The sequence below is a fragment of the Acinetobacter lwoffii genome (genome assembly GCF_024129435.1).
GTDB classification, from domain to species: domain Bacteria; phylum Pseudomonadota; class Gammaproteobacteria; order Pseudomonadales; family Moraxellaceae; genus Acinetobacter; species Acinetobacter lwoffii_F.
Genome location: NZ_JAMXXN010000004.1, coordinates 44,005 through 69,496, shown reverse-complemented (window position 1 = coordinate 69,496; position 25,492 = coordinate 44,005). Strand labels below are relative to the sequence as shown.

Sequence of the window (25,492 nt, the reverse complement as noted above, 5' to 3'; positions counted from 1 at the left end):
GATAGTGATAATTCAAATTAAAAATAGTAGGCCCATGGTTGGGCTACAGGAGTGTAACTATGGATGAGGTACAAGTAGATCGAATTCTACAAAATCCAAAATTCAAGGAAATGGTCCGCAAGAAAAGTATGCTCAGCTGGACGTTGACCGGCATTATGCTATTTATCTATGTGGGTTTCATGTTGCTGGTTGGTTACAACAAAGAATTTCTATTGTCTTCACTTTCAGGTGGTGTGACCACGTGGGGTATTCCACTCGGTCTGGGTATCATTGTCTTGTCGTTTATCTTGTGTGGTGTGTATTCATACATTGCCAATAACAAACTTGATCAATTGACTGCAGAAGCAATCCGTGAAGTCGAAGCGATTGCTCATGAAAAAGGACACCACTAAGATGAAATGGAATTCTCTTATTACCCTTGCTGCAACCGCAATGGCCTCAGGTATGGCTTTCGCTGGTCCTGATCTGGGTGCCGCAGAACAGCAGGCGACCAACTGGCACGCGATTATCATGTTTGTGATTTTCGTCGGTGCAACACTGTTCATTACCAAATGGGCAGCGAAACAAACCACCAGCACCACAGATTTCTATACGGCCGGTGGCGGTATTTCTGGTTTCCAGAATGGCCTGGCCATTGCCGGTGACTATATGTCAGCAGCATCATTCCTGGGTATTTCCGCGATGGTGTTCCTGTCAGGCTTTGATGGCTTACTTTACTCACTGGGCTTTATGGTCGGTTGGCCGATCGTATTGTTCCTGGTGGCAGAACGTCTGCGTAACCTGGGTAAATATAACCTGTCAGACGTAGTGTCTTTCCGCTTGCAGGAAAAGCCGGTACGTACCTTGGCCGCTTTAAGCTCGCTGGTGGTGGTTGCGTTCTACTTGATTGCACAGATGGTGGGTGCAGGTCAGCTGATCAAACTTCTATTCGGTCTGAACTATAACATTGCAGTCGTGATCGTTGGCTTGCTGATGATGGCCTACGTAATTTTCGGCGGTATGTTGGCAACCACCTGGGTACAGATCATCAAAGCGGTAATGTTGCTGTCTGGTGCGACCTTTATGGCATTCATGGTCATGAAAGGCGTGGGCTTCAGCTTTACCAACATGTTTGAACAGGCGATTGGTGTTTATTCAAAAGTACATGACTTGAGCCTGACAGATGCCACCAAGATCATGGGTCCGGGTAGTCTAGCGTCTAATCCGATTGATGCGATTTCTTTAGGTCTGGCATTGATGTTTGGTACAGCAGGTCTTCCACATATCCTGATGCGTTTCTTCACGGTAAAAGATGCCAAAGAAGCGCGTAAATCAGTCGTGGTTGCGACAGGTTTTATTGGTTATTTCTACCTGCTCACCTTCATCATTGGTTTCGGTGCGATTCTGTATGTATCGAACAACCCGCAATTCCTTGATGTTGCAAAAATGGCTGTGACTGGCAAGCTGGAACTGGTGGGTGGTAATAACATGGCTGCGGTTCATCTGTCTGATGCAGTCGGTGGTGACCTGTTCATGGGCTTCATTTCTGCAGTTGCATTTGCCACGATTCTTGCGGTCGTTGCTGGTTTGACTCTGTCAGGTGCTTCAGCAATTTCGCATGACTTGTATGCCAACGTGTTGAAGAAAGGCCAAACCACGCCTGAATCTGAACTACGTATGTCTAAGATTGCGACTTTAGGTCTTGCGATCTTTGCAATGATTCTCGGGATTCTGTTCGAGAAACAAAACGTAGCCTTCATGGTCGGTCTGGCATTCTCGGTTGCGGCATGTGCCAACTTCCCGGTACTGGTATTGTCTATGTTCTGGAAAGGCTTGACGACACGTGGTGCAGTGATTGGTGGTGTTGCAGGTCTGGTAACCGCAGTAACCTTGATTGTGCTGTCTAAAGCAGTATGGGTCGATACTTTGGGTATTTCTGATACGCCAGTAAACCCGTTCAATGGTCCTGCAATCTTCGCGATGCCATTGTCATTCTTCTGCTGCTGGTTGTTCTCTGTGACGGATAATTCGGCACAGGCTCAGGCAGAACGCAAAGCCTTTGATGCGCAGTTTGTACGCTCACAAACCGGTATTGGTATCTCAGGCGCATCGGATCACTAAGATCTGCGCTACGCTAAAAAAAGCCCCGTCAGGGGCTTTTTTTATGGAGATATCATCAAGTTTTTTCTTTAGTATAAACGCCGTATTGAATTGAGCTGGCTGGATTTGTGCAGTGTTATTTCAGTAATTTTCATACAAATCGCATCTCTGCAAGCGGCTTTGAGCATGCTATGTTAAAAGCTGCTAACCATAACAATGTGTTCCCTACATAAAGATAGTGACAAGAAGAGCAACAAGAAGGGCATTATGAAGCAATCTCTGCAGCAGTTCTGGAACAGCTTTATCCATTTGCCTTCAGCATGGCTGTTGTGCCTGCAATTGCTGATCCTGATCTTGTCGGTATTGAGTTATGGAAGCGTGTCTTATCGGGCGGGAACCTGGGTGCTGGGTGTTCTGGTTTTACTGGTGATTGCCAGAGTCATTCGCCAGACTCCGATGTTTACCATTTTAGGACTCAGCTTTGTCGCCGGCGCGATTTTCTTCTCCTCCCTGATTGTGCTGGGGCTGCATTATACTTGGATCCATGTTACCGCCAACCTGTTTGAAGCCGGTGCTTATTTCAGTGCAGCCTATGGCCTGCTACGTTATATGTTCCATGACCGTTATCTGACCAAGGATGAACTCTTTGCCGCTGGCGCAGTATTTACCTTGCTGGCCTGGGGCTTTGCCTTCCTTTACAGTATCTGCCAGCTCTTGGTGCCGTACAGCTTTTCAGACTCCGATCTGCAAGCCTATCAACCCTGGCTGGATCTGATTTTTCTCAGTTTCAGTGTACAGTCTGCAACAGGACTGTCCGATATCATGCCGGTCAGTCCGGTCGCACGGATGCTGGCGATTATCCAGATGTTTGTCGGGGTGATGTATCTGGCGCTGATTGTATCCCGCTTAATTGCCTTGCAATATATCGCACGTCTACCGCATAAAAAGAATGTGAAAAATAGAGAAAACCCGCCTGAGCAATGAAGCTCATTCTTTTATTGTATTTGTTACAGTAACTTAACGGCTTTATTTCGTGTCACACCCTAAAATAGCAGGAGATCTAGCTCCCATAGACTGAATCTGTCTGATCATTTTGACCTTACCAATAATTATTTGACGCTGTTTGTCGATCCAATTTTTAAAAAATGGAGGATGTATGCCTTCCACAAAACCATCTTGGTTTGCCAATATCAATCCAAATGTTTTTATCAGTACTGTCGCCATTATTGCGATATTTTTAGCGTTGGTCGTATTTGCACCCGATACTTTTTCAGTTCTCACCCAGCAAATGAACCAGTGGATTACCACCTCCTTTAGCTGGTTCTATGTATTGTCGGTGGCGATATTTCTCATCCTTCTGGTGTATATTGCCCTGTCGGATATGGGCAAAATCAAACTGGGGCCCGACCATAGCCAGCCGAAATATAGCAGTGCCTCCTGGTTCGCGATGTTATTCACCGCAGGGATGGGGATTGGCCTGATGTTCTTTGGCGTGGCCGAACCGGTGATGCATTATGTCACGCCACCTGCCGGTGAACCTGAAACCGTGCTGGCTGCACAACAATCTATGCGGGTCACCTTTTTCCACTGGGGCTTACATGCCTGGGCCATTTATACGCTTGTTGGCCTGTCGCTAGCTTATTTTGCTTATCGGCATCAATTGCCTTTAAAAATCCGTTCGGCCTTATATCCACTGATTGGTCAAAAGATCTATGGCCCGATTGGAGATGGCGTCGATACCTTTGCCACCATTGGTACGGTATTTGGTGTCGCCACCACGCTTGGTTTCGGGGTGACCCAAATCAATTCAGGTTTGAACTATTTGTTTGGCATTGAACAGGCACCCAGTACTCAGGTCATTTTGATTATTGTGGTCAGTGCCATGGCGGCGACTTCCGTATTTTTTGGATTAGACAAAGGAATTAAACGTTTATCTGAACTAAATTTGGTACTTGCACTGCTGTTGCTGATTTTTGTTTTTGTGGCAGGTCCGAGTATTTATCTGTTACAGACGACTATTCAGAATGCCGGCCAGTATGTTTCAAATCTGTTCAGTATGACCTTTAATCTGTATGCCTATCAGCCAAGTGGCTGGATTGGGGGCTGGACCATCATGTACTGGGCCTGGTGGATTTCCTGGTCGCCATTTGTCGGGATGTTTATTGCCCGGGTCTCGGAAGGGCGCAGTATTCGTGAATTTATCGTGGGTGTATTGCTGATCCCGACTGGATTTACCCTGATCTGGATGGGCTTTATGGGCAATGCTGCGCTGTATAGCATTATGCATGAAGCCAATACCAGCTTGCTAGAAGCAGTTCAACGTGATTCCTCTGTGGCTCTATTCGAATTTTTAGCTAATCTGCCTTTCAGCTCAGTGACCAGTATCATTGCGACTTTACTGGTGATGCTGTTCTTTGTGACTTCTGCCGATTCAGGAGCATTGGTGACTGATTATCTGACAGCAAAAAGTGAAAATTCACCGACCTGGCAGCGTCTGTTCTGGACCGTACTCATGGCTTTACTGGCTATCATCCTTTTACTGGCAGGAGGCTTAGAGGCTTTGCAATCGGCCACGATCATGAGTGCTTTGCCATTTACATTCATTATGCTGCTGATGTGCTGGGGATTAATCAAAGCCTTACATCTGGATGTCACCAAAATGCATGCGCTGCAAGCTGCACGGATCACCCCGCGTGCAATCCAGAATCCACGCAGCTGGCAACAGCGATTAGGCCTGATTATGCATTATCCGCACACTCAGGAAGAGGTGCAGCAGTATATTCACAATACAGTGAATAAGGCATTTCTCAGCTTTCAAAGTGAATTGAAACGGCGCCGATTACACGTGGCGATTAGCCCGCTAGAAGACGGTATACAGCTCCGTGTTGATCATCAGGATGAAATTAATTTTATCTATCAGGTCAATGCCACCCAGACTTTAAGTCCAAGCTTTATGTCTGAACTGGAGAATGCGGGCGTAGATTCCTATCAGGCAGAAGTCTTTTTAAGAGAAGGCGGGCAGGGCTATGATGTGATGGAATGGACGCAAGAAGATCTATTACAGGACATCATTGACCAATATGAACGTCATTTGCACTTCTTAAGTCTGGTACGTACGCCTGAGTAAACGAAGTCATAAAACAATAAAAAAGGACGCAATATGCGTCCTTTTTTGATTCAGAATCTAATCAGAAATTAGAAACGGAATTTGGCATTTACACCAATCGTTTGTGTATCCAGTGCTTGGCCTTCAGCATTTGCATTTACATAAGATGCGCCAACTGCAACAGCAGGAGTGATGAAGTAGTTTACGTTCGCGCCCCAAGCTTTGTCTGGAGAACCAGCAAAGCTAGATTCCATATAAGATGTGCCAACGCTTAACTGTGGGTTAAGGAAAAGAGTTGTACCTAAGTTGTAGGCAGTATCTTCACCATAAACCAGGCCACTTTCAAAACCAATTGACATGTTAGTACCGTCAATCGCGCCTACATATTTAGTGCGGGCAGTGATTGCGTCTTGGTCTTCATTGATTGTGCCAGATTCAAGAGCAGCTTTAGCAACACCGTTGTTAAACATGTTGAAAGCATCATAAGAAGTTTGGTCAGCAACGCTGGTATAACCCACAGCAACCAAGAAGTTAGGGATTAGTAATGCACCTAGTTCTAATGCATAACGGTCACCATTGCCGTCTACGTCGCCCGCTTTGTTATCCGCGATGGTATGGCTATAAGAAGCGCTTGCATAAGCAGGAACAACGTTAGTCGGGATATACGCTTCACCTTTTACACCGAAAGTATGGTGTACAGTGCGGTCACCAAATTCTTGTCCGTCTTCGCCGTATGTATAAGCAGCAGAAACATTAGATGCTTGGTTTAAAAAAGCAGCTTCAGCTAAAGGACCTTTAGAAGCATCAACATTGTTGAAGTAGTAAGTACCTTGAACTGCACCAGTGAAGTCTTGTTCATTTGCAGTGTTGTCGATGAACTCTGATTGACCTTGAACTTCAAATTGATATGCTTGAGCACCGGTCATGGCTAATAATAAAGCAGTGGCTAAACCGAGTTTTTTCATGATATTTACCGTTTTGTTACAAGATGTGTACAACTTTTGAACATATTGTATTGTAACAATTTATTAAGTCAATCCAATTCGAAATCGCTATTTTTTTAAGCTAAATCATTGTATTAATTTTGTGTAAAATTCAAGTATTAGGCTCCGAAGGTATTTTATATAAAAACTCTTGTATAACAAAAATCTAGACTTTAAATATAGAATCGGGACTAAAGATTAAGGAGAAATTATGTTGTTATTTTAATCAATTAATACGATTAATTATAATATATTTATCTATTAAAACAATTAATAATAGGTGAGCTAATTCATAAATTTGTCAAGAAGTGCAAGGTGTCTGGCGCCTCATGTCTTGATTGGATTGCTTGATTTTAAAGCATCATCAGCTTGGGTTTTAGAGTAGATGTCTGTTTTTTGAGCTAAATGGGCATGTTTTATAATCTTGACTGAAGCAATCGGCTTTACATTTTCAGGGGAATTTTACATAATATGAAAATCAAGTTAGAGTTCACATTTTCATAGTGATTTAGCCTGATTCTCCACAATTTTTTGTTTTATCGCCCAGCTTTCCCCAAGGTTGGGCTTTTTTTTGTCCCGCATTTTTTAATTCAGATCATTCTGTTTCTGAAAAAACCTTCAACTCAAAACAAGATGAGAAAAATAAATATTAGAATAATTTTAAGCACCAAAATAGTGCATATTGAAAAGTAAAAATAGAGGTCTAAAATTCAATAGCTAAAAAAAAGCCCGATTTTCATAGAAAATCGGGCTTTTTTCGCCAAAATTTGCGGGTAAACTAAAATATCTGCTGAGGAATAATTTAACTCGCCCTAATGCGGTGCATTATGCACCTATTTGTTGCAGGTGTAAATAGTGCAGAAAGCAAGTTTTTATATTTTTTAGCTGCTTAAATTCCCTTGCTTTTGTAAGACTTTATAGGGAATTGTGGTTATGAAACCCTGCATTAAAGTTTCAAATGAACTAACTTAAGTATCTGAAAATAATAGATGATAAAAATTCATTAAAAACATAAGTGAAGTAAGACTAAAGGCTTTAAGACCATCCTGTTTTATTTGTATAATAATCAATCTATTTAGCTTTGCTTGTCATATTGGGGCGTAATACAACAGCATGAATACCTTACGCTCTGAGTGGATCAGTAAACGTTTGTACTGGTCGATGTCGATTATTATTTTATGTTTGCTTTGCATCTGTATTCCCTTAATTGTGAGTAGTAGTCAAAGTTATTTAAAATCCAGACAAACCTATCAACAATTGAATGCCTTGCAGCAGGTCGCTGATCTGGCAAATAAAATTTCGCGTGAGCGTGCGCCTGCCAATAAAGCCATGTCCAGTTCGGCCGAGGAATTTTCCCAGCATCAGCAAGAGTTAATCAGCTATCGTCAACAGGTGGATCGGCAATTGTCCCAGACCGCGGATGTATTGACGGAGGTCAGGTTTAACAACCTGAGTCAGCAACTTTCACAGCTTGAAAATAGTTTGAAAAAAGGGCGTGCACAGGTTGATGCCTATACCCGGATGCCACGTCAGCAACGTAGTGCGCAAGAACTTGATCAGGCGATTTTGGCCATGTTTGCTGCCTGGGAAAGTTGCCGCGAACTTTTACGTGACGTGGCAGTAGCTTCAGATAGCTCATCGACCCCTCTGAATAACTATATTAGCCAGATTCTATTTTTATCTGATTTACGTGATCAGGCCGGTCGTGTGGCCTCGTCTATCATGGCGCATGTGACTTTTGAAGCTCCGCTTCCCACTGAAAATATTACCCGCTCTTTACAGACCCAACATCAGGTGCGTTATTTGTGGGCCTTGATTGATACCATTCAACCTGTTAAAGATAAGACTGAGGAATTCATCCGTTTACATCGGCGGGTAGAAACCGAGTTTATTCAGCAAGGCTTACCGATTGTGAGTGAGCTGATCAGTGACAGTCTGGAGCAACGTGACTACCGTTTGAGCGGAACAGAGCTGACTGAAGCGATCGTAGATAAATTTGCGACTGTGGTAGACCTGCAAACTTACCTGCTGCAATATAGCAGAGATGCCGCTATTCAAGAGATGAACAGCAATATGCAGCGTTTGATCTGGAGCGTGTTGGTATCGCTGATTTCATTACTGACCGCGATTTCAACCATGATTTTTGCACGTAAACAGGTTTTTCTGCCGCTGATTCAGGCACGCCGCATGTTGTTGAGTTTGTCTAAAAACTCGGGTCGTCAGAAAATTGATATGCGGCTGCGTGAAGTGAATCATTCTGATTCTTTATTCGCTGCCATTCAGAAATTGCAACAGATGTTGCAAGAACGTGATGCGCTGGAATTCCGTTTAAAGAATATTGCCCATTCCGATTCTTTGACCGGATTATCTAACCGTTTCGCGCTGGAAGAATATATCCGCTTTATGGAAAATCAGCCGGGCCAATTGAGCCAAACCTGTTTGATGATTATTGATATTGATCATTTTAAACAGGTGAATGATCAATATGGGCATATTATTGGCGATCAGGTGATTCAACTGGTGGCCGAGCGTTTGCAAGCTAATGTCCGTGCTACAGATTTGCTGGTGCGTTATGGCGGCGATGAATTTCTGGTATTGATTGAAAATATCCAGATGCAGCAGGCACTGATTGTGGCTGATAAAATCCGGGCTGAAGTGGCTGAGCGTCATATTGTGACTGCAGCAGGAGACGAGATTCAGATTTCGGTCAGTATCGGAGTCGCGATTGGTGCCATGTCCTGGATGGCTTTATTGTCAAATGCAGATGATGCTTTGTTTGCAGCAAAGGCCAAGGGACGCAATGCGGTGGCAGAGGTTTAGTTCAAAAGACTGCTTTCTCTACTTTTGAATTGCACAAAAGTAGCAAAATGCATTTGTTCGACTGATGCTAAGTCCCTTTAGCATAGTCGAACGGGCGACATCCACGTCGCCAGTCATGTGATCTAATTTGGATCATTTTTGGTTTTGTCGATGAGATAGTTAATAAAATTTGTGCAGGCAACAAGCATAAATTTTGCATCGATATAAGAAAGATTTGATTCGTCTAACATTGCATGGCGAATACCATCTGCATCTGATGTATAACCATATAAAGATTTAATACTGGCTTTTAATGCAGGATGTATTGGATATTGTTTTTCAATTTGACCAATTGCATCACCTAAAGTTACTTTGTCTTTCTTTAATATTTTTTGACACATACCTTCTAATGCCGAAACAGATTCTTTAATTGAATTTCGATAATCGGGATTTTGACGATCAGACATCAGTTTTAAGGCTTGATTAAGATGTTGTTGAACACCTGAATATGGATTTGTACTTTCTAATGCTTCCTCGATGGATTGGATTTCTTGTTCTGAGGTGATAAGAATAATTTTATTCTCAATAATTCGATAAGCACTATTTTCTCTTTCTAAAACAGCATTTATGAGTTTTATAAGGGTCTCTTGATATCTAGTTTTTTTCCAATCAGATGGCAAATGGTCGATAGTAAACTCAATAAGATCGTAAATTTCATACCATTTTAATTGATTGAAAAAGTGTTGATATATATCCTTTTGAATATTGGAAACAGTATTTGGCATTTCATCGAGTGGTTTTTTTAGAAAAGTGATCCAATAAGCTCTAAAAAAAGTGTATAGATTATAATCTTGTATATTTGGCAATGATGAATGTTTGGTAAATTTTCCTTGTTCAATAATAATTTGTTTAAAAACATTCCAAATGGAATTCTTCAAAGCATCATCCATGCTTTCTTTTTGAATGATTTCTCTAACAGGTTTATAATCATATCTTTCTGAAAAGCGCATTTTGTTTCCCTACACAAATTTAAGAATAGATTTATTTTTTTAATCCACCCTAACCCTCCTTTGCGAAAGGAGGGAATTCCTCCTCTTTATCAAAGAGGAGGTTGGGAGGAGATTTTTTATTTCAACAACGGCTTCAAGAATTTACCGGTATGTGAGGCTTTCACTTTCACGACTTGTTCAGGCGTGCCTTCCGCGACAATCATACCGCCCCCCGAACCGCCTTCAGGGCCTAAGTCCACCACCCAGTCGGCAGTTTTAATTACGTCCAGATTATGTTCAATCACCACAATGGTATTACCCTTGTCACGGAGCTGATGCAGGATATCCAGCAGTTTGGCAATATCATGAAAATGCAGACCTGTGGTCGGTTCATCTAGAATATACAGGGTTTGACCAGTATCGCGTTTGGCCAGTTCACGTGCCAGTTTGACACGCTGTGCTTCACCACCAGAAAGAGTGGTCGCAGACTGACCCAGACGAATATAACCCAGACCCACCTGATGCAATGTTTCTAGACGGCGGTGAATCACCGGAATGGCATCAAAGAAATGCATCGCATCTTCAACAGTCATCTGCAAGACATCGGAAATATTCTTGCCCTTATAGTTCACTTCCAACGTTTCACGGTTATAGCGTTTGCCATGACAGGCATCACATGGCACATACATATCCGGCAGGAAATGCATCGCCACCTTGATCATGCCGTCACCTTCACAGGCTTCACAGCGGCCACCTTTTACGTTAAAAGAGAAACGGCCGGCGGCATAACCGCGTGCCTTGGCTTCCTGCGTCTGTGAAAACAGTTCACGAATCGGGGTGAATAGACCGGTATAAGTCGCCGGATTGGAACGTGGGGTACGGCCGATCGGACTCTGGTCAATATCCACGACTTTGTCGAGGAACTGCAAACCATCAATCGATTCAAACTTTTCCGAAGTTAAAGTGGTGGCACCATTGAGCTGGGTCGCCGCCAAAGGTAACAAGGTACGGTTGATCAAGGTCGATTTACCCGAACCGGACACCCCGGTAACACAGGTCATAATACCTAAAGGAATGGTCAGATCGACTTTTTTCAGGTTATGCCCGGATGCTCCCATCAGCTTGATCTGTTCTTTAGGCTTAGGCGGTTGAATCCGTTTTTTCGGCACTTCAATTTTTAATTTTCCGGATAAATATTTTCCGGTCAGCGAGTCCGGATTGGCCAGAATTTCATCATACGTTCCTTCGGCAATCACATGCCCACCATGCACACCGGCACCCGGACCGATATCAATAATATGATCGGCGGCACGAATCGCATCTTCATCATGCTCGACCACCAAGACGGTATTGCCCAGATCACGCAGACGGATCAGGGTCTGTAACAGACGGTCGTTATCACGTTGATGCAAACCAATTGATGGTTCATCCAGCACATACATGACGCCCATCAAACCGGCACCGATCTGCGAGGCCAGACGAATTCGCTGCGCTTCACCACCAGACAGAGTTTCAGCTGAACGTGACAGGCTGAGATAGTTCAGGCCGACCGAAACCAGAAAGTGCAGACGTTCACGGATTTCCTTGAAAATCTTGTCAGCGATTTCACCACGTGCACCTTCCAGATGAATACCTTGATAATAGCTTTCAGCATCGCCAATCGACATACGGGTAATGTCAGCAATGGTCTTGTCCAGAATTTTCACGTTACGCGAAATTTCATTCAGACGTGAACCATCACAGGCATCACAGGCTGCATTGGACAGATATTGGGCCAGATCATCACGCACATAATTACTTTCAGTTTCGCGGTAACGACGTTCCAGATGTGGCAAAATTCCTTCAAAAGGAATGACCCGATTGTGGCGACGGCCACGTTCATCGATATAGCTCAGATCAATTTTTTCTTTGCCAGTGCCATACAGGAATTTCTTCTTGGTATCGGCATCCAGTTCATTCCACGGGGTCTCTAGAGAAAAGCCAAAATGCTCGGCCACTTTCTGGATCATGCTGTAATAATATGGACGCTGACGGTCCCAGCCACGAATGGCCCCCTGACTGACACTGACTTCAGGGTTGGGAATCAGTTTGTCGGCACTAAAATGACTGCGTGTTCCCAAGCCATCACAGACCGGACAGGCACCAAAGGGGTTATTGAACGAGAATAGACGCGGTTCCAGCTCAGCCACAGCACGGTCACATTCCGGGCAGGAGTGTTTGGCGGAAAAGACCCGATCCTCATGTTCATCTTTCATCCAGGATAAAATCGCGATATCACCACCTAAACGTAGCGCGGTTTCAAAACTTTCTGCAATGCGGTTACCTAAGTCATCACGGACTTTAAAACGGTCCACCACGACTTCAATGGTATGTTTTTTCTTTTTATCCAGCTCAGGTGGCGGATCAATTTCCATGATCTCGCCATCCACACGGGCACGGACAAAACCCTGACTCTGCAGCTGTTCAAACAGCGCTGTATATTCGCCCTTACGTTCGCGCACGACCGGTGCTAACAATAATAGTGCAGTGCCTTCTTCCAGTGCTTTGACTGCATCGACCATTTCAGTGACTGTCTGTGCCACCATCGGCAGGTCATGTTCTGGACAATAAGGCGTTCCGACCCGTGCATAGAGTAGACGTAAATAGTCATAAATTTCGGTAATAGTACCTACAGTCGAACGCGGGTTATGGCTGGTCGATTTCTGCTCGATCGCAATCGCTGGACTCAGGCCCTCAATCGAATCGACTTCCGGTTTTTCCATCTGGGAGAGGAACTGACGAGCATAGGCAGACAGCGATTCCACATAACGGCGCTGACCTTCGGCATATAAGGTGTCAAAGGCAAGCGAGGACTTACCTGAACCAGACAGTCCCGTAATCACCACAAACTTGTCGCGTGGTATCTCAAGGTTCACATTTTTCAGGTTATGGGTACGTGCGCCTCGAATACGGATGTGGCTTTGGCTCATGCAAGGATCCTAGAATATTCATCAAAAACCCTTATATGATACCGGATGAAAAATGTTCAAGTGCAAATAAAAGTATTTTAAACGTCAAGTTATGTCGGTGATTGGTCAATTCATCACAACATTAACAAACGCAGTAGTCGATTGCCTAAATATTCACAATGATCATGTACAAGGCCAATACCTAATAAGCCATTGCATAATGGCGTTCAAAGATAGACTCGATCTCTTCAAAGCAGCGTTCACGTGACACATCATGATGCAGACGTGCATAAAAATTGACTTCATTTTCCAGAATGTGCAGAAAGTCCTCATAGTCTTTTTGGAAAAAATCCAGGTCGAGCAAATCGTTACGTCGCGCCTGATGACAGCGATACTTTTCAATAAATTTCAGCAGATGTTTCTGGATATGCGTGTTGGTATGGTAAATCAGATAAGTCGCTGCCGAGCTACAATCTGGACAGCCTTGTTCCAAATAGATTTCTTCATTATTGAGCCAGCAACATTGCAGGGTAAAAAATGCCCGAATCGCTTCGGTGCCTAAAGTGTGCATATCATCTGCCTCTTTCCGGGATTGATTTTATTAATTGATAATTATTCTCAATTATTGTTCGGCAATTTGGGGCTTATAGCTAGGTCTAGCGTACCGGCCAGTTCTATCCTTGTTTTTTTCAGACTAAGCCGTTTTTATGATCGGTTTATGACAGTAGAAATTTTTTGATCAGCTATAACCAAAAAGCCCTGTCTTAAACAGGGCTTTTTTTATTCGTCCGTCTTATTCATCCAGACCAGGCCACTGGCGTTGCTCAAAGGCACTGTCCCAGAACAACCATTCCAGACGGGCCGCATGCGTATAAGCTGCATGCATTTTTTCTAGTGTATCGGCATCAACACGCGCCGCAACACGGTCAACGGTCGCAATCACATTCCGCACCGCAGTGTGGAATTCTTCTCCTGAATAGGTATCCACCCAAGCCTGATACGGATTATTCGGCGCAGAGTTGTCGACAATATCTTTGCCAACTTCGGCATAAATCCAGAAACAAGGCAGCAACGAGGCCAGCACCACCGGGTAGCTTTCCGACCAGGCGGTCGAAGTCAGATAAGAGGTATAGTGATGACACGCCAAAGTCAGCGGGGTATTTTCAAACTGCTCTTTGCTAATGCCAAAATCTTGCATAAAGCCATCATGCAGGCTACGTTCCACCACAATCGCTATTTTGGCTGCCTCGGCAAACTGGATTACATCGTCCGCTTCAAAAGCTTTGGCGGCACACACGGCCAGTGCACGGCCATAGGCCAGTAAATAATGGGCATCCTGAATCACATAATGACTAAAGGCTTCACGGCTTAAAGTACCTTGCGCCAGTTGCTGATTAAAGGGCAGGGCCAGGGTCTTCTGATAAAGTCCGAGATTACGTTGCCATACCTCTTGTGAAAAACTCATGCTGAAAATCCTTCGCAGTTCAAGTTAAACCATGCGGCACTATAGCAAAGATCGGGCTGTTTAAAAGATCGGCAAATTTTAAAAACAGAAAATAAGATAAAACAGCTCAGGAAGTGCTTTGGTTTATGCGCTAAAAGTTTCATAATTAGCTTAACTTTTCCTATTCGTATAGCTGCTCTCTCGCAGCCATACATTTATTTAATTTATCCAAGGTCGTTGTGTATGTTGAAACATTTTGGTTTCTCGATTGCATTTTCGATCGTGTGTCTTGGTTTGTCTGCGTATTGGGGTTATACCCATGGTCCTGACGCAGGCCTGCAAACCATGCTCACAGCGCTAACCATCACCGCTATTCTGGCGATTATGGAAGTGTCGTTGTCTTTTGATAACGCGGTTGTCAATGCCTCAGTCCTACGGGGTTGGGATCATTTCTGGAAAATGCTGTTTCTGACAGTCGGTATTCTGATTGCAGTCTTCGGGATGCGTTTGATCTTCCCGGTGGTCATTGTTGCAGTGACTGCAGACCTGGGCTTTATGGAAGTAGTACGTCTGGCCCTGAATGATCCGAAAGAATATTCAGCACGTTTAATGGCACATCATCCTGAAATTGCTGCTTTTGGTGGTGCTTTCCTGTTGATGGTATTCCTGAACTTCTTCCTGGATGAAGAAAAAGACACGCATTGGTTCAGACGGGTGGAACGCCGTCTGTCCAATCTGGCCAATGTACCGGCGATGTCGGTGTTTATCGCACTGGTAGCCTTGTTAATTATGGCAGCCAATGTCGATGAAGCCAAGCGTCTGGCAGTGACTATGGCCGGGATCTGGGGCATCGTAATTTATATCGGTGTACAGGTTCTGAGTCATATGCTCGGTGGTGAACCGGAAGTCGATGAAGAAGGTAATGCGATTCGTCATGATGAAAATGGCGTACCGACCGGTGTAGTGAAAGCCGGTATTGGTGGTTTCCTCTATTTAGAAGTCCTGGATGCTTCCTTCAGTTTTGATGGCGTGATCGGTGCCTTTGCGATTACCTCAGACGTGGTCATCATCATGCTGGGTCTGGCAATTGGTGCGATCTTTGTCCGTTCAATGACGATTTATCTGGTTGAGCAGGGCACATTGGATGCCTATATCTATCTGGAACATGGTGCGCATTATGCCATCGGTGCACTGGCTTTCATTATGATTGCCAGCGGAACCGGTCTGCATGTGCCAGAAGTGGTAACCGGTCTGATCGGTGTAGCCTTTATTGTCTGGGCAGTATTTGCCTCGATTCAATACAAAAAGCGTCAGGCGGCTTTAGACAAATAAAGCACTGTCCCTGAATGAAAAGCGTAGCTCCGGCTGCGCTTTTTTGTTTTTAGATCGGCATCATCTTTATTTCAAATAAAATTCATGTCTTATTAATGAGCTGAATGTCCTATAATCTGGGCTCCAGATTAATTAACCCAATCGCCATAATTTATGATGAATGCTTTAGAACGTCGTTCAACCTTTGCCCTGAGCAGTATTTTTGCACTGCGCATGCTGGGGTTGTTTATGATTATCCCGGTGTTTTCGGTGGCAGGGCAGGCATATCAATATGCGACACCTGCACTGATCGGTTTGGCGGTCGGGGTCTATGGTCTGACCCAGGCACTGTTACAGATTCCATTCAGCCTGATTGCGGACCGTTATAGCCGTAAGCCGCTGGTGGTTTTAGGGCTGCTCTTATTTGCGCTGGGTGGTGCAATTGCGGCCATGTCGGACACCATTTATGGTGTCATTATCGGCCGTGCGATTGCTGGTGGTGGTGCGGTATCTGCTGTGGTGATGGCACTGCTGGCAGATGTCACCCGTGAAGAAAACCGCATGAAAGCCATGGCAATGATGGGCATGAGTATCGGCCTGTCTTTTGTGGTGGCTTTTAGTTTGGGGCCTTGGCTAACGGGTCTGGTGGGCATCTCGGGATTATTCTGGGTGACTACGGTGATGGGCCTGGCGGCGATTGCCATGCTGCTGATGGTGCCGAAAGTCACGCGGCATCATAAAAACTTTCAGCAAGGTTATCTGGCTCAGCTGAAACAGGTGATCAAAATCGGGGATCTGAATCGTCTGCATGTGTCGGTCTTTACCCTGCATTTATTGCTCACTGCGATGTTTATCTATGTACCTTCGCAGCTGATCGAATTTGCTGATCTGCCACTTTCTAGCCATGGCTGGGTATATTTGCCGCTGTTGGTACTGAGCCTGTTTTTTGCTTTTCCAAGTATTATCCTGGCAGAAAAATATCACAAAATGCGCGCGATTTTTCTGGTGGCCATTACTGGCATTATTCTGGGTCTAATGGTGATGGCATTTGGTTTTGAATCCAAATATGTCTTGCTGATTGGTTTAGGGTTGTTCTTCATTGCCTTTAATGTGATGGAAGCCCTGTTGCCGTCTTGGTTGTCGAAAGCGGCACCGATTCAGTCCAAAGCCACCGCTATGGGCGTGAATGCCAGTAGCCAGTTTTTAGGAGCTTTCTTTGGCGGTATGATTGGCGGACAATTGTTACTGCTGAACAATACCTCGATGGGCTGGAGTATTCTGACAGGGATCGCGATCATCTGGCTGCTGATGAGTTTTGGCCTGGCACAGCCACGTTATCTGTCATCGCTGGTGTTGCGTTTGCCGGAAAGCAGACAAACTGACGAATGGACTTCTCAGCTTTTGGCGATTCGTGGTATTGAAGAGGTCGTGGTGATGTCTGAACAGCAAGTTGCATATGTAAAAGTCGATAAACAGCAGATTGATGATGCTTCGCGACAACAATTAACGCACTTGTTGGGTAAAGAGGTAGCCATTTAAGCATAACTCTTATAAAGTAAAATACAGAAATATATAGGAAGTAAACGGCAAATGCGTGGTGTAAATAAAGTTATTTTAGTGGGTACTTTGGGTAAAGATCCGGAAACCAAAACTTTTGCAAATGGTGGCTCTCTCACTCAATTCTCGATCGCAACCAGCGATTCGTGGACAGATAAAAGTACCGGTGAACGTAAAGAACAAACGGAATGGCACCGTATCGTGTTGCATAACCGTTTAGGCGAAATTGCGCAGCAATATCTGCGTAAAGGTTCTAAAGTATATATTGAAGGTTCATTACGTACCCGTCAGTGGACTGACCAGAATGGTCAGGAACGCTATACGACAGAAATCCGTGGTGAGCAAATGCAGATGCTAGACTCTAGCCGTCCTCAAAATGATCAGGGCGAGAGCAGCTTTAACCAGCCACGCTTTAATAACAATAATCAGGCGAACAACAACCAGGGCGGTTATGGCAATAACCCGCAATCAGGTTATGGTTCAGCACCACAGCAAGGCGGTTTTAACAACAACCAGGGCGGCGGTTATGGCAACAATAACCCGAGTGGTTTTGCGCCAAAATCTGCACCTGCTCCAACAGCAGCACCTGCAGCAGATCTAGATGATGACTTACCATTTTGAGATGTAGGTCAAAAAGGTAAATCATCATTAAAACCCACCTGAATACGGTGGGTTTTTTATGTCTTGAAGATTGGTATTAAGTTTGTATAAGCCCATGATTTATTAAAATATTAAGAAGTGTTAAAGCATGGCGTTATTTTGATCAGAACAGCTCTACATCGAGAAAACAAATAAGATGAACAATACTGATAGAAACTGATGATCTAAAAAAGCGATCATTTTTATAAAAACTTGCGGTTTTACCTATTTTGAAATTTTTCGTATTCTAGCTTCACAAGATAAGCAATCCCAGAAATAAGCTAGAGGAAATATCTCATGAGTTTAATCAATACTGAAATCAAACCATTCAATGCAACTGCTTACCACAATGGTCAGTTCATCGAAGTTTCTGAGCAAGACCTGAAAGGTAAATGGTCAGTGGTGTTTTTCTATCCTGCAGATTTTACCTTTGTTTGTCCAACTGAATTAGGCGATCTTGCTGATCAGTATGCTGAATTCCAGAAAATGGGTGTAGAAATCTATGGCGTGTCTACCGATACTCATTTCACTCATAAAGCTTGGCATGATACCTCTGACGTGATTGGTAAAATCCAGTATCCATTGATTGGTGATCCAACCTGGACTTTGTCTAAAAACTTCGAAGTACTGATTGAAGCTGAGGGTTTGGCAGATCGTGGTACTTTCGTGATTGATCCAGAAGGTAAAATCCAGATCATTGAAATCAACGCGGGTGGTATCGGCCGTGATGCACAAGAGCTTCTGCGTAAAGTGAAAGCTGCACAATATGTACATGCGCACCCAGGTGAAGTTTGTCCGGCAAAATGGAAAGAAGGTGAAGCAACACTTGCTCCATCAATCGACCTGGTGGGTAAAATCTAATTCAAACCTAGTTCTTTGAAGCAAAAAATCCAGCACAAGTTGCTGGATTTTTTATTTTTTTAGTTTAGAGATTTATGAATTCTAGACAAAAACATCATGCCATTTGATTTCTATTTGAGAACAAAATGAGAATTGAGGAATTGCACTCTATGCTTTTTAAGCGGCTTATGCGAGGCAATCAAGTAAGCGCAATACCCTGCTGCATGATTGACTAGGCCTGAAAACAAAGAAGCCTCTGCTTTCGCAGAGGCTTTTATTTTATAAGGCGCTGTAGTTTCTTGTCGTTTTAAACAATTTTCGCATAAACGCATCTGAATGGAACCGGATGAATTTATGGTTTTCTTATGCTGCGAATCATAGGTATTTAAAAAGTATTTGTCAACCAAGGATTATAAAAATGGTTAATTAAATTATTTGTTTTTAAAGCGAATTTTCAAGTTTTTAGATAAAAATATGAATAAAATCTTAGATTTGATGGAATTTTAACTAAGGCAGAAAAATGAATAAAAAGCAGGTGAAATTGAACAAAAAGGCCTTTACGAAAAACATATATTCTGGAAGATTTTAATAACCTGTTTGATTGGCGCATGGTACATAATTTCTGTAGTTTTTCAATGACGGATGATCAGTTTGGATATCGCAGTAATTGGTAGTGGCATGGCCGGACTGGCTACAGCCAGAATTCTCCAGGACGCAGGGCATCACATCACGATTTTTGAAGCACTTCCAGGTCGCGGCATGGACAGTCATAGCCTTGAATTTGAAGGGGGCCTGATTGACGCACCTTTACGTGTGATGAACCCCTATCTGTGGAAAAACACCCTGAGTCTAGCCACACATCTGGGCATTAAAACTTATCCGGTGCGGACCTATATGGCCTGCAGCTGGTTATTTGAAGATAAAACTGAAACCTGGCTGACCACATCGCGTAGCCGAATTGGCAATATCCCGATCATCAATAACCGGAAAGGCCTGCAACAATATGGCTGGCGTCTGGTCAAAGGCCTGTTGCAGTTAAAAGTTGCATTGACCAAATTCTTTAAATCGAAAAATCAGGACATCAGCCTGGCAGAATTTATCAACCGCAACGAGATTGAAGAAGTATTCTGGCATGGTGCGGTGATGCCGGTGTTATATACCATTTGTACCTGTAATCCGAAAACTATTGGTGAATGGCCAGCTAAACCGTTGTTGATTTTCCTGCGCCAACTGACCGATGGTGATGCTTTACTGCGTCTGCAAGGCGGTACACCGGCACTGGTCGACAAGCTGATTGAAGGCATTCATATTGAAGACGGTTCAGCAATTACACTGGTACAAGAGCAGGGCGATCAGGTCAAAGTTGAAAATGCGGCCGGTTATTCAAAACTGTTTGACCGGGTGATTGTCGCGACACCGACCACCAAAATTGAGGAGTTCCTGGATCCAGAACAGTTTGCCAGTGAAATTGAATTATTGAAGAAATTCAAATTCGAACAGGGTGAACTGGTCATCCATACCGATGCCAGCGTGATGCCGCCAAAGCGTAAAGACTGGGCCGTACTCAGCTATATGATGGATCGTAAATTTACCCGTCAGCAATTTACCGTGTGGCTTAACTCGATTGAACCTTCTCTGGTCGGCAAGTCGGCCGTATTTCAGACCTGGCGTCCGGTAACCGAGATTGATCCGAAAAAAGTGATCAAATCGGTGATGCTAACGCGTGCAGTGGTCGATGCCAATACCGTGGCACTGAATAAGGAATTGCAGCAACGTCATCTGGATGCCAATCGTAAAGTCTTCTTCTGCGGTTCATGGTCATGTGATGGTTTGCCAATTCTGGAATCAGCAGTGACCTCAGCGATGAAAATTGCGGAAATTTTTGGTGCACCTTTACCATTCCAAGGTTTAAAACCTGTGGTCGAGGTGGCTCCGCAACTGGGTTATTAATCCATGCAATGGCTTCAGGCAATTCGTCAGCGTCTTCCCCAGCACAAGTATGCGATTGATGCCGCTGTGTTGGGCGATCACGCGCAATTGCCCTGGAGCAATTTAGGGTATTGGCAAGCCGGTCAGCAGGATTATGCGGCTGCCTGTCGTATGCTGGCCGATCACCTTGCGCAAACTGTAAATTTAAATTCAAAAGATAAACTGCTGGATTTGGGCTGCGGTCAGGGCGCCAGCTTGCTGCACTGGCAGCAACATTATCAGGTGCAATATCTGGCCGGGGTTGAGCTGCAGGCTGCCTGTGTGGCTAATATTCAGCAACATTTGCCAGAACTGAATGCCATTTATCAGGCGTCATTTTTGCGTTTAAAAGAATTGCTGTTTTCCCAGCGTTTTGATGTGGTGCTATGCCTAGATGCGGCTTATCACAGCCCTGTGCCTGTATTCTTGGAGCAGGTCCGCAGTGTTTTAAATTCAAATGCGCGGATTGGTTTTCATCATCTGGTTTTGTCCGAGCGCTGGGAAAATTTAAATGCCTTACAACGGCGTAAATATCAGTTTTTATTGAAATCTGCTGATGTGAATTTAAAAGATCTCATGTCTGTTGGGGCGCTGTACGCTTGTCTGGATCGTTTTGAATTTAAAAATATCCAGATTCAGGATCTGTCCGAGCCGGTATTTTCCGGCTTTGCTGATTATGTGCAAAAGACTTTGAATTCAAAAGCATCAGATGATCAGGCTCAAGGTTCAAAACTGGATCATTTTAAAATTCAGATGACAGCGAAACTATGCCGAAAATTATATCAGGAAGGGATTGTGAGATATGTGCAAGTGACGGCACAATCGAAGCACTAGAAAGTGCAAGAAGACTCAGCTGAAAATACCAAAACCCAGAAACATCAAAGCCTCACTAAAAAGCGAGGCTAAGATATGGTGCCGGCACACGGATTCGAACTGTGGACCTACTGATTACAAGTCAGTTGCTCTACCAACTGAGCTATGCCGGCATGGTGGAGTGCATTTTACAGATTTTTTTTGGCCACGCAAGCCAAAAAATAACCGTTCAATCAGTTTCTGCAGGATTTGTTTATTTTGACCAGATGGATGAAAAGTTCTGTTTTTGACTATGTGCAAAGAAATGGCCCATATGTGCAGATATGGGCGAGGGTGAAAGCATAGGATTTGCTATGGATATGAGTCGTTTATAAGGTTTATCTGTTTTTCAGGATGCGATCTAATTCTTGTGCACATTCCTCTAAAGTAAAGGCCATATCAAACTGCATTTGAGGTTTGAGTTCTTGAGCGAGGCTTCTCCACTGTTCGATGAGTCTCAAGGCTTTTTGAATTTTATGTTTATTGATGTCCTTGGCAATGGTTGGGGTATAACCGCCACGTTTTGCATTTTTAATCTGTTTGGCATAGTTTGCGCTGTTATTCATGTTCGCTCTCCGAATAGCAGTGTATCTATTTTTTAACTTCAAATTTGAATGGCCCGGTTCACTTGGTTATTTCTTTCTATCCTGTGGTTTTTATTCTCCTTTTAGTTGATTTATAAGCAACATAACATAGCTTTGATGACAATAAAATTAAGCTATTTCTGTGCCAGTTTTTTGTTTGAACACATAAATAAAAACCTGAAATGAATGGTGTACAAGAACTGCACAATTCATTGGTTTTTCTGGCTGAGGAAAAATGGAGATTTTAAAAATAAGATTAAGTTCGAGCGTTGAATTGAAAAAGATTTTTATATGCGATGATGTATATCAATTCAATGCTCTGATTAAAGTAATGTATAACAATATTTTATAAAATAGGCAGTTGATTTTTTTTCCGGCTAGATATGGATAAGATTAAATATAAAAAACCCGAATCATGTGATTCGGGTTTTTAAATTCTGGCGGTGAGAGAGGGATTCGAACCCTCGAAACGCTATAAACGTTTACACACTTTCCAGGCGTGCTCCTTCAGCCACTCGGACACCTCACCATAGGCCGAGGATAATAGCGAAAAAAACCAGCTGTGCCAAGCTGAAACAATTGATTTGCAGAAAAACTTTTAATGTGGTGCTATGATTCGCAAAAATGCTTGTTAAAAAACGAAGACAATATATGCAAAGCACTGCACAAAAGGCAGCTCTCCCGGTGATTACACTGGCTGCGCTTGGGGTCGTTTTCGGAGATATTGGTACCAGCCCGCTGTATGCACTGCGCCAATGCTTCCTCACCGCACACCTCGCCATTAGCGAAGCTTCTGTACTCGGCATCCTGTCCTTGATTTTCTGGTGCATGATGCTTACCATCAGCTTTAAATACGTCATGGTGATCATGCGTGCCGATAACAACGGCGAAGGCGGGATCATGTCATTGCTGGCATTAAACCTGCGTACCACACGAATTTCTGATCAAAAGAAAATATTCCTGATTGCTTTGGGCTTTGTCGGTGCATCACTATTTTTTGGTGACGGGATTATTACTCCGGCAATCTCCGTGCTCTCAGCCATTGAAGGCCTGAGTATTGCCACACCCATTTTCAATCAATGGCTGGTGCCGTTATCCATCGGGATTCTGGCCGGACTGTTTATGGTTCAGCGACACGGCACAGCCACCATGGGCAAGTTTTTTGGGCCTTTAACCATGCTCTGGTTTTTGTCCATTGGCGGTTTTGGTTTATGGAGCATTATCCAAACCCCGTTTGTACTCTGGATGGTGAATCCCTACTGGGCCTATCATTTTGTGGTCGATCAGCCCTATGTGGCTTTTCTGACCATGGGGGCGGTAATTCTGACCATGACCGGTGGTGAAGCGATTTATGCCGATATGGGGCATTTTGGCCGTCTGCCGATTCGTCTAGCCTGGTTCATTATCGTCTTGCCATGTTTATTACTGAATTATGCCGGGCAAGGCGCCTTGTTACTGCGTAGTCCTGAAGCACTGGCAAATCCTTTCTATATGCTACTGCCCGACTGGGCCTTGTTCCCGATGATTGGACTGGCGACTGCGGCGGCGGTGATTGCCTCACAGGCGGTCATTACTGGCGTATTTTCTATGGTCAATCAGGCCATTCAACTGCGTTATTTGCCGCGCCTGTCAGTCAAGCATACCTCTGCATTGGAGCGCGGCCAGATTTATCTGCCTTTCATTAACTGGATGTTGTTTATCTCAGTGCTGATCCTGATTTTACTGTTTGAAAATAGTGCCAATCTGGCCAGTGCTTATGGCGTTGCAGTGACCATGACCATGCTCTGCGGCACCATTTTGATCTCGATTCTGGCCTATGGCTTCTGGCGTTGGCCGGTCTGGAAAGTAGCTTTATTTGCTGTGCCATTCCTGGCACTGGATTTAGTCTTTGTGGCCTCAACCTCCTTGAAAATTGCTTCGGGTGGCTGGGTGCCAATTCTAATTGGTGCGGTACTGTTTACGATTCTCATGACCTGGAAAGATGGGCGGGCTTTGGTGCTGAATCGTCTGGAACAGGATGCCTTGCCGATTGATCTGTTTATTAAAAGTATTTCGATGGGGGAAGGCACCAAGTTTGTGCCAGGTGATGCCATTTTCCTGACCGGTACACCAAATATTGTCCCGCATGCCATGTTGCATAATATTAAGCACAATAAGGTCTTGCATGAACGCAATATCATGCTCACGGTGATTACCCGAGATATTCCTTTTGTCGACAGAAAGGAACGGATTGAACTGGAAAAACTGAGTGAGCATTTTTACCGGGTGTTTATCTATTATGGTTTTAAGGATCAGCCGAATATTCCGGAAGCTTTACAACAGGCCTATGAGCAATGGGATTTTGAATATGACCTGATGCAGATCAGTTTCTTTATTTCACGTGAACGGATCATGCATACTGTGGGTGAGGGCATGGCACCGTGGCGGGAAAAGCTGTTTATTTCCATGCAGCGCAATACCAGTCCGGTCAGTGATTTCTATCAGATTCCACCCAACCGTGTGGTCGAACTGGGCACCCAGATTCAGATGTAAATAAAATAAAAAGCATAAAAAAACCAGAGGGACACTCTGGTTTTTTTATGGGAGAAACAATAAATAAATGAGCTTCAGATTATTGCTCAAGTTCTACCGCAGCTGGCACTTCAGGTGCAGCATTCAAAGGTTCTTCCATTAGCACTGGCTCTGCATCAGATTGAGCCGCAATTTCAGTTTGCTCATTGCTGACGTCTGCTTCAGTCACAGCCGCTTGTTGTTGTCCTTCAGGCATCGGTTGTTCTGAGGCAATAGCTGCTTGTTGCTGCTCTTCAGGCATTGCTGGTACAGCTGCTTGTTGTTCTTCCAGTGCTGGTTGTGGTTGAGGCGTCGTCATAGATGTGCTGGCTTCTACCTCTGATTCAGTGGCTGGTTCAACCAGATTGGCCGGCACCTCTGATTCATTCATGCCTGGTTCTGTGACAGGCGGTTGAGGAGAAACTGTGCCTGAATTTGGTGTCTGAGTCATCGCTGGATCGTTGGGCATCGGCGCCTGTGTATTTGGCATGGCTGGCTGTGGAGCTGCTGCACGCGGATCGACCAGACGGATCTGACCAGAGTTCACCAAGCTTTCTAAAGAGGCTTCCTGACCATTCACCTTGGTACTAATTTTAGCTTTAGACAAGCTTTCAAGTGTTTCACCTGGTTGAACTGGTGGCTCGGCAAATGCAGCTACGCTGATCACACTTGTGAATAATCCTAAACCTAATGCTTTAGAGAGTTTGGAATTCATGATTGACACCATTACTAATAATTGTACGAATTGAGATAGGCCGTTAGCTTTACACACTCAATCTACTGGTCCAAACAAAGCTACGCAAACACCGAGAAACCTCATTTAAAAAGAAATAAAATTAGACA

At 44.1% G+C, this 25,492-nt stretch carries 19 protein-coding genes and 2 tRNA genes; 12 read left to right on the top strand and 9 right to left on the bottom strand.

Going from position 1 to position 25,492, the window contains the following annotated elements:
* Nucleotides 1–59: 59 nt before the first annotated feature.
* The 4 genes from NI455_RS03925 (at nt 60) to NI455_RS03910 (ending at nt 5,206) form a co-directional block, all read left to right on the top strand.
* Nucleotides 60–392 carry a DUF485 domain-containing protein gene (locus NI455_RS03925; protein ID WP_155861672.1) on the top strand — a complete coding sequence of 111 codons (333 nt, stop codon included), beginning with the start codon at nt 60–62 and terminating at the stop codon, nt 390–392.
* A 1-nt stretch (nt 393) separates the two neighbouring features.
* Nucleotides 394–2,100, top strand: coding sequence for a cation acetate symporter (locus NI455_RS03920; RefSeq protein WP_253112530.1), 1,707 nt, complete (start codon nt 394–396; stop codon nt 2,098–2,100).
* A gap of 246 nt (nt 2,101–2,346) precedes the next feature.
* Nucleotides 2,347–3,063, top strand: a complete 717-nt coding sequence (locus tag NI455_RS03915) for an ion channel (RefSeq protein ID WP_253112527.1) — start codon at nt 2,347–2,349, stop codon at nt 3,061–3,063.
* A gap of 172 nt (nt 3,064–3,235) precedes the next feature.
* Nucleotides 3,236–5,206, top strand: coding sequence for a glycine betaine transporter (locus NI455_RS03910; protein ID WP_253112525.1), 1,971 nt, complete (start codon nt 3,236–3,238; stop codon nt 5,204–5,206).
* Nucleotides 5,207–5,274: 68 nt separating this feature from the next.
* Here the strand turns inward: NI455_RS03910 and omp33-36 are convergent, their stop codons facing one another.
* Nucleotides 5,275–6,150: a porin Omp33-36 gene (gene omp33-36 / locus NI455_RS03905; protein ID WP_253112663.1), complete on the bottom strand. Its 876-nt coding sequence runs from the start codon at nt 6,148–6,150 to the stop codon at nt 5,275–5,277.
* Between the two features lie 1,131 nt (nt 6,151–7,281).
* Between omp33-36 and NI455_RS03900 the strand changes: the two genes are divergently transcribed.
* Nucleotides 7,282–8,988: a GGDEF domain-containing protein gene (locus tag NI455_RS03900; protein WP_253112522.1), complete on the top strand. Its 1,707-nt coding sequence runs from the start codon at nt 7,282–7,284 to the stop codon at nt 8,986–8,988.
* A 122-nt stretch (nt 8,989–9,110) separates the two neighbouring features.
* On the opposite strand, the gene NI455_RS03895 is transcribed toward NI455_RS03900, so the two are convergent.
* The 4 genes from NI455_RS03895 to tenA all read right to left on the bottom strand — a co-directional run bounded on the left by NI455_RS03895 (nt 9,111) and on the right by tenA (nt 14,369).
* Nucleotides 9,111–9,977, bottom strand: coding sequence for an AbiJ-NTD4 domain-containing protein (locus tag NI455_RS03895; protein ID WP_253112517.1), 867 nt, complete (start codon nt 9,975–9,977; stop codon nt 9,111–9,113).
* Nucleotides 9,978–10,093: 116 nt separating this feature from the next.
* Entirely contained in the window at nt 10,094–12,925 is a 2,832-nt protein-coding gene (gene uvrA / locus NI455_RS03890) for an excinuclease ABC subunit UvrA (protein ID WP_253112514.1), read from the bottom strand.
* Nucleotides 12,926–13,106: 181 nt separating this feature from the next.
* On the bottom strand, nt 13,107–13,475 hold the full coding sequence (locus tag NI455_RS03885) for a hypothetical protein (protein WP_004729209.1): 369 nt from the start codon (nt 13,473–13,475) through the stop codon (nt 13,107–13,109).
* 222 nt (nt 13,476–13,697) lie between these two features.
* Nucleotides 13,698–14,369, bottom strand: a complete 672-nt coding sequence (gene tenA / locus NI455_RS03880) for a thiaminase II (protein ID WP_044111376.1) — start codon at nt 14,367–14,369, stop codon at nt 13,698–13,700.
* A 222-nt stretch (nt 14,370–14,591) separates the two neighbouring features.
* On the opposite strand from tenA, the gene NI455_RS03875 reads away from it, so the two are divergent.
* From NI455_RS03875 to NI455_RS03850, 6 genes are all read left to right on the top strand, one after another.
* Nucleotides 14,592–15,680 carry a DUF475 domain-containing protein gene (locus NI455_RS03875; RefSeq protein WP_004647275.1) on the top strand — a complete coding sequence of 363 codons (1,089 nt, stop codon included), beginning with the start codon at nt 14,592–14,594 and terminating at the stop codon, nt 15,678–15,680.
* 153 nt (nt 15,681–15,833) lie between these two features.
* The gene (locus NI455_RS03870; RefSeq protein WP_035340698.1) at nt 15,834–17,198 is read left to right on the top strand and encodes an MFS transporter; all 1,365 of its coding nucleotides are present in this window, start codon (nt 15,834–15,836) and stop codon (nt 17,196–17,198) included.
* Nucleotides 17,199–17,249: 51 nt separating this feature from the next.
* Complete coding sequence (gene ssb, locus NI455_RS03865) at nt 17,250–17,837, top strand: single-stranded DNA-binding protein (protein WP_004281391.1); 588 nt, start codon at nt 17,250–17,252, stop codon at nt 17,835–17,837.
* A gap of 315 nt (nt 17,838–18,152) precedes the next feature.
* Nucleotides 18,153–18,716 (top strand): alkyl hydroperoxide reductase subunit C, encoded by a 564-nt coding sequence (ahpC, locus tag NI455_RS03860; RefSeq protein WP_004278673.1) that lies wholly within the window; start codon nt 18,153–18,155, stop codon nt 18,714–18,716.
* Nucleotides 18,717–19,337: 621 nt separating this feature from the next.
* Nucleotides 19,338–20,645 (top strand): FAD-dependent oxidoreductase, encoded by a 1,308-nt coding sequence (locus tag NI455_RS03855; protein WP_253112511.1) that lies wholly within the window; start codon nt 19,338–19,340, stop codon nt 20,643–20,645.
* A 3-nt stretch (nt 20,646–20,648) separates the two neighbouring features.
* Nucleotides 20,649–21,497, top strand: coding sequence for an SAM-dependent methyltransferase (locus tag NI455_RS03850; RefSeq protein WP_253112508.1), 849 nt, complete (start codon nt 20,649–20,651; stop codon nt 21,495–21,497).
* 76 nt (nt 21,498–21,573) lie between these two features.
* On the opposite strand, the gene NI455_RS03845 is transcribed toward NI455_RS03850, so the two are convergent.
* The 3 genes from NI455_RS03845 to NI455_RS03835 form a co-directional block, all read right to left on the bottom strand.
* A tRNA-Thr gene (locus NI455_RS03845) sits at nt 21,574–21,649 on the bottom strand.
* 204 nt (nt 21,650–21,853) lie between these two features.
* A complete protein-coding gene (locus NI455_RS03840) occupies nt 21,854–22,081 on the bottom strand; it encodes a hypothetical protein (RefSeq protein ID WP_004647282.1) in 228 nt (75 codons plus the stop codon).
* 456 nt (nt 22,082–22,537) lie between these two features.
* Nucleotides 22,538–22,628: transfer RNA gene (locus NI455_RS03835), tRNA-Ser, on the bottom strand.
* Between the two features lie 122 nt (nt 22,629–22,750).
* Here NI455_RS03835 and NI455_RS03830 point away from each other — a divergent pair.
* Entirely contained in the window at nt 22,751–24,631 is a 1,881-nt protein-coding gene (locus NI455_RS03830; RefSeq protein ID WP_005250390.1) for a potassium transporter Kup, read from the top strand.
* A gap of 79 nt (nt 24,632–24,710) precedes the next feature.
* Here the strand turns inward: NI455_RS03830 and NI455_RS03825 are convergent, their stop codons facing one another.
* Complete coding sequence (locus NI455_RS03825; protein ID WP_253112506.1) at nt 24,711–25,364, bottom strand: hypothetical protein; 654 nt, start codon at nt 25,362–25,364, stop codon at nt 24,711–24,713.
* Nucleotides 25,365–25,492 lie beyond the last annotated feature (128 nt).

Coding starts and splice junctions, on each gene's coding strand:
- NI455_RS03925 (WP_155861672.1), top strand. CDS start 60: ATGGATGAGGTACAAGTAGATCGAATTCTACAAAATCCAAAATTCAAG.
- NI455_RS03920 (WP_253112530.1), top strand. CDS start 394: ATGAAATGGAATTCTCTTATTACCCTTGCTGCAACCGCAATGGCCTCA.
- NI455_RS03915 (WP_253112527.1), top strand. CDS start 2,347: ATGAAGCAATCTCTGCAGCAGTTCTGGAACAGCTTTATCCATTTGCCT.
- NI455_RS03910 (WP_253112525.1), top strand. CDS start 3,236: ATGCCTTCCACAAAACCATCTTGGTTTGCCAATATCAATCCAAATGTT.
- omp33-36 (WP_253112663.1), bottom strand. CDS start 6,150: ATGAAAAAACTCGGTTTAGCCACTGCTTTATTATTAGCCATGACCGGT.
- NI455_RS03900 (WP_253112522.1), top strand. CDS start 7,282: ATGAATACCTTACGCTCTGAGTGGATCAGTAAACGTTTGTACTGGTCG.
- NI455_RS03895 (WP_253112517.1), bottom strand. CDS start 9,977: ATGCGCTTTTCAGAAAGATATGATTATAAACCTGTTAGAGAAATCATT.
- uvrA (WP_253112514.1), bottom strand. CDS start 12,925: ATGAGCCAAAGCCACATCCGTATTCGAGGCGCACGTACCCATAACCTG.
- NI455_RS03885 (WP_004729209.1), bottom strand. CDS start 13,475: ATGCACACTTTAGGCACCGAAGCGATTCGGGCATTTTTTACCCTGCAA.
- tenA (WP_044111376.1), bottom strand. CDS start 14,369: ATGAGTTTTTCACAAGAGGTATGGCAACGTAATCTCGGACTTTATCAG.
- NI455_RS03875 (WP_004647275.1), top strand. CDS start 14,592: ATGTTGAAACATTTTGGTTTCTCGATTGCATTTTCGATCGTGTGTCTT.
- NI455_RS03870 (WP_035340698.1), top strand. CDS start 15,834: ATGATGAATGCTTTAGAACGTCGTTCAACCTTTGCCCTGAGCAGTATT.
- ssb (WP_004281391.1), top strand. CDS start 17,250: ATGCGTGGTGTAAATAAAGTTATTTTAGTGGGTACTTTGGGTAAAGAT.
- ahpC (WP_004278673.1), top strand. CDS start 18,153: ATGAGTTTAATCAATACTGAAATCAAACCATTCAATGCAACTGCTTAC.
- NI455_RS03855 (WP_253112511.1), top strand. CDS start 19,338: ATGATCAGTTTGGATATCGCAGTAATTGGTAGTGGCATGGCCGGACTG.
- NI455_RS03850 (WP_253112508.1), top strand. CDS start 20,649: ATGCAATGGCTTCAGGCAATTCGTCAGCGTCTTCCCCAGCACAAGTAT.
- NI455_RS03840 (WP_004647282.1), bottom strand. CDS start 22,081: ATGAATAACAGCGCAAACTATGCCAAACAGATTAAAAATGCAAAACGT.
- NI455_RS03830 (WP_005250390.1), top strand. CDS start 22,751: ATGCAAAGCACTGCACAAAAGGCAGCTCTCCCGGTGATTACACTGGCT.
- NI455_RS03825 (WP_253112506.1), bottom strand. CDS start 25,364: ATGAATTCCAAACTCTCTAAAGCATTAGGTTTAGGATTATTCACAAGT.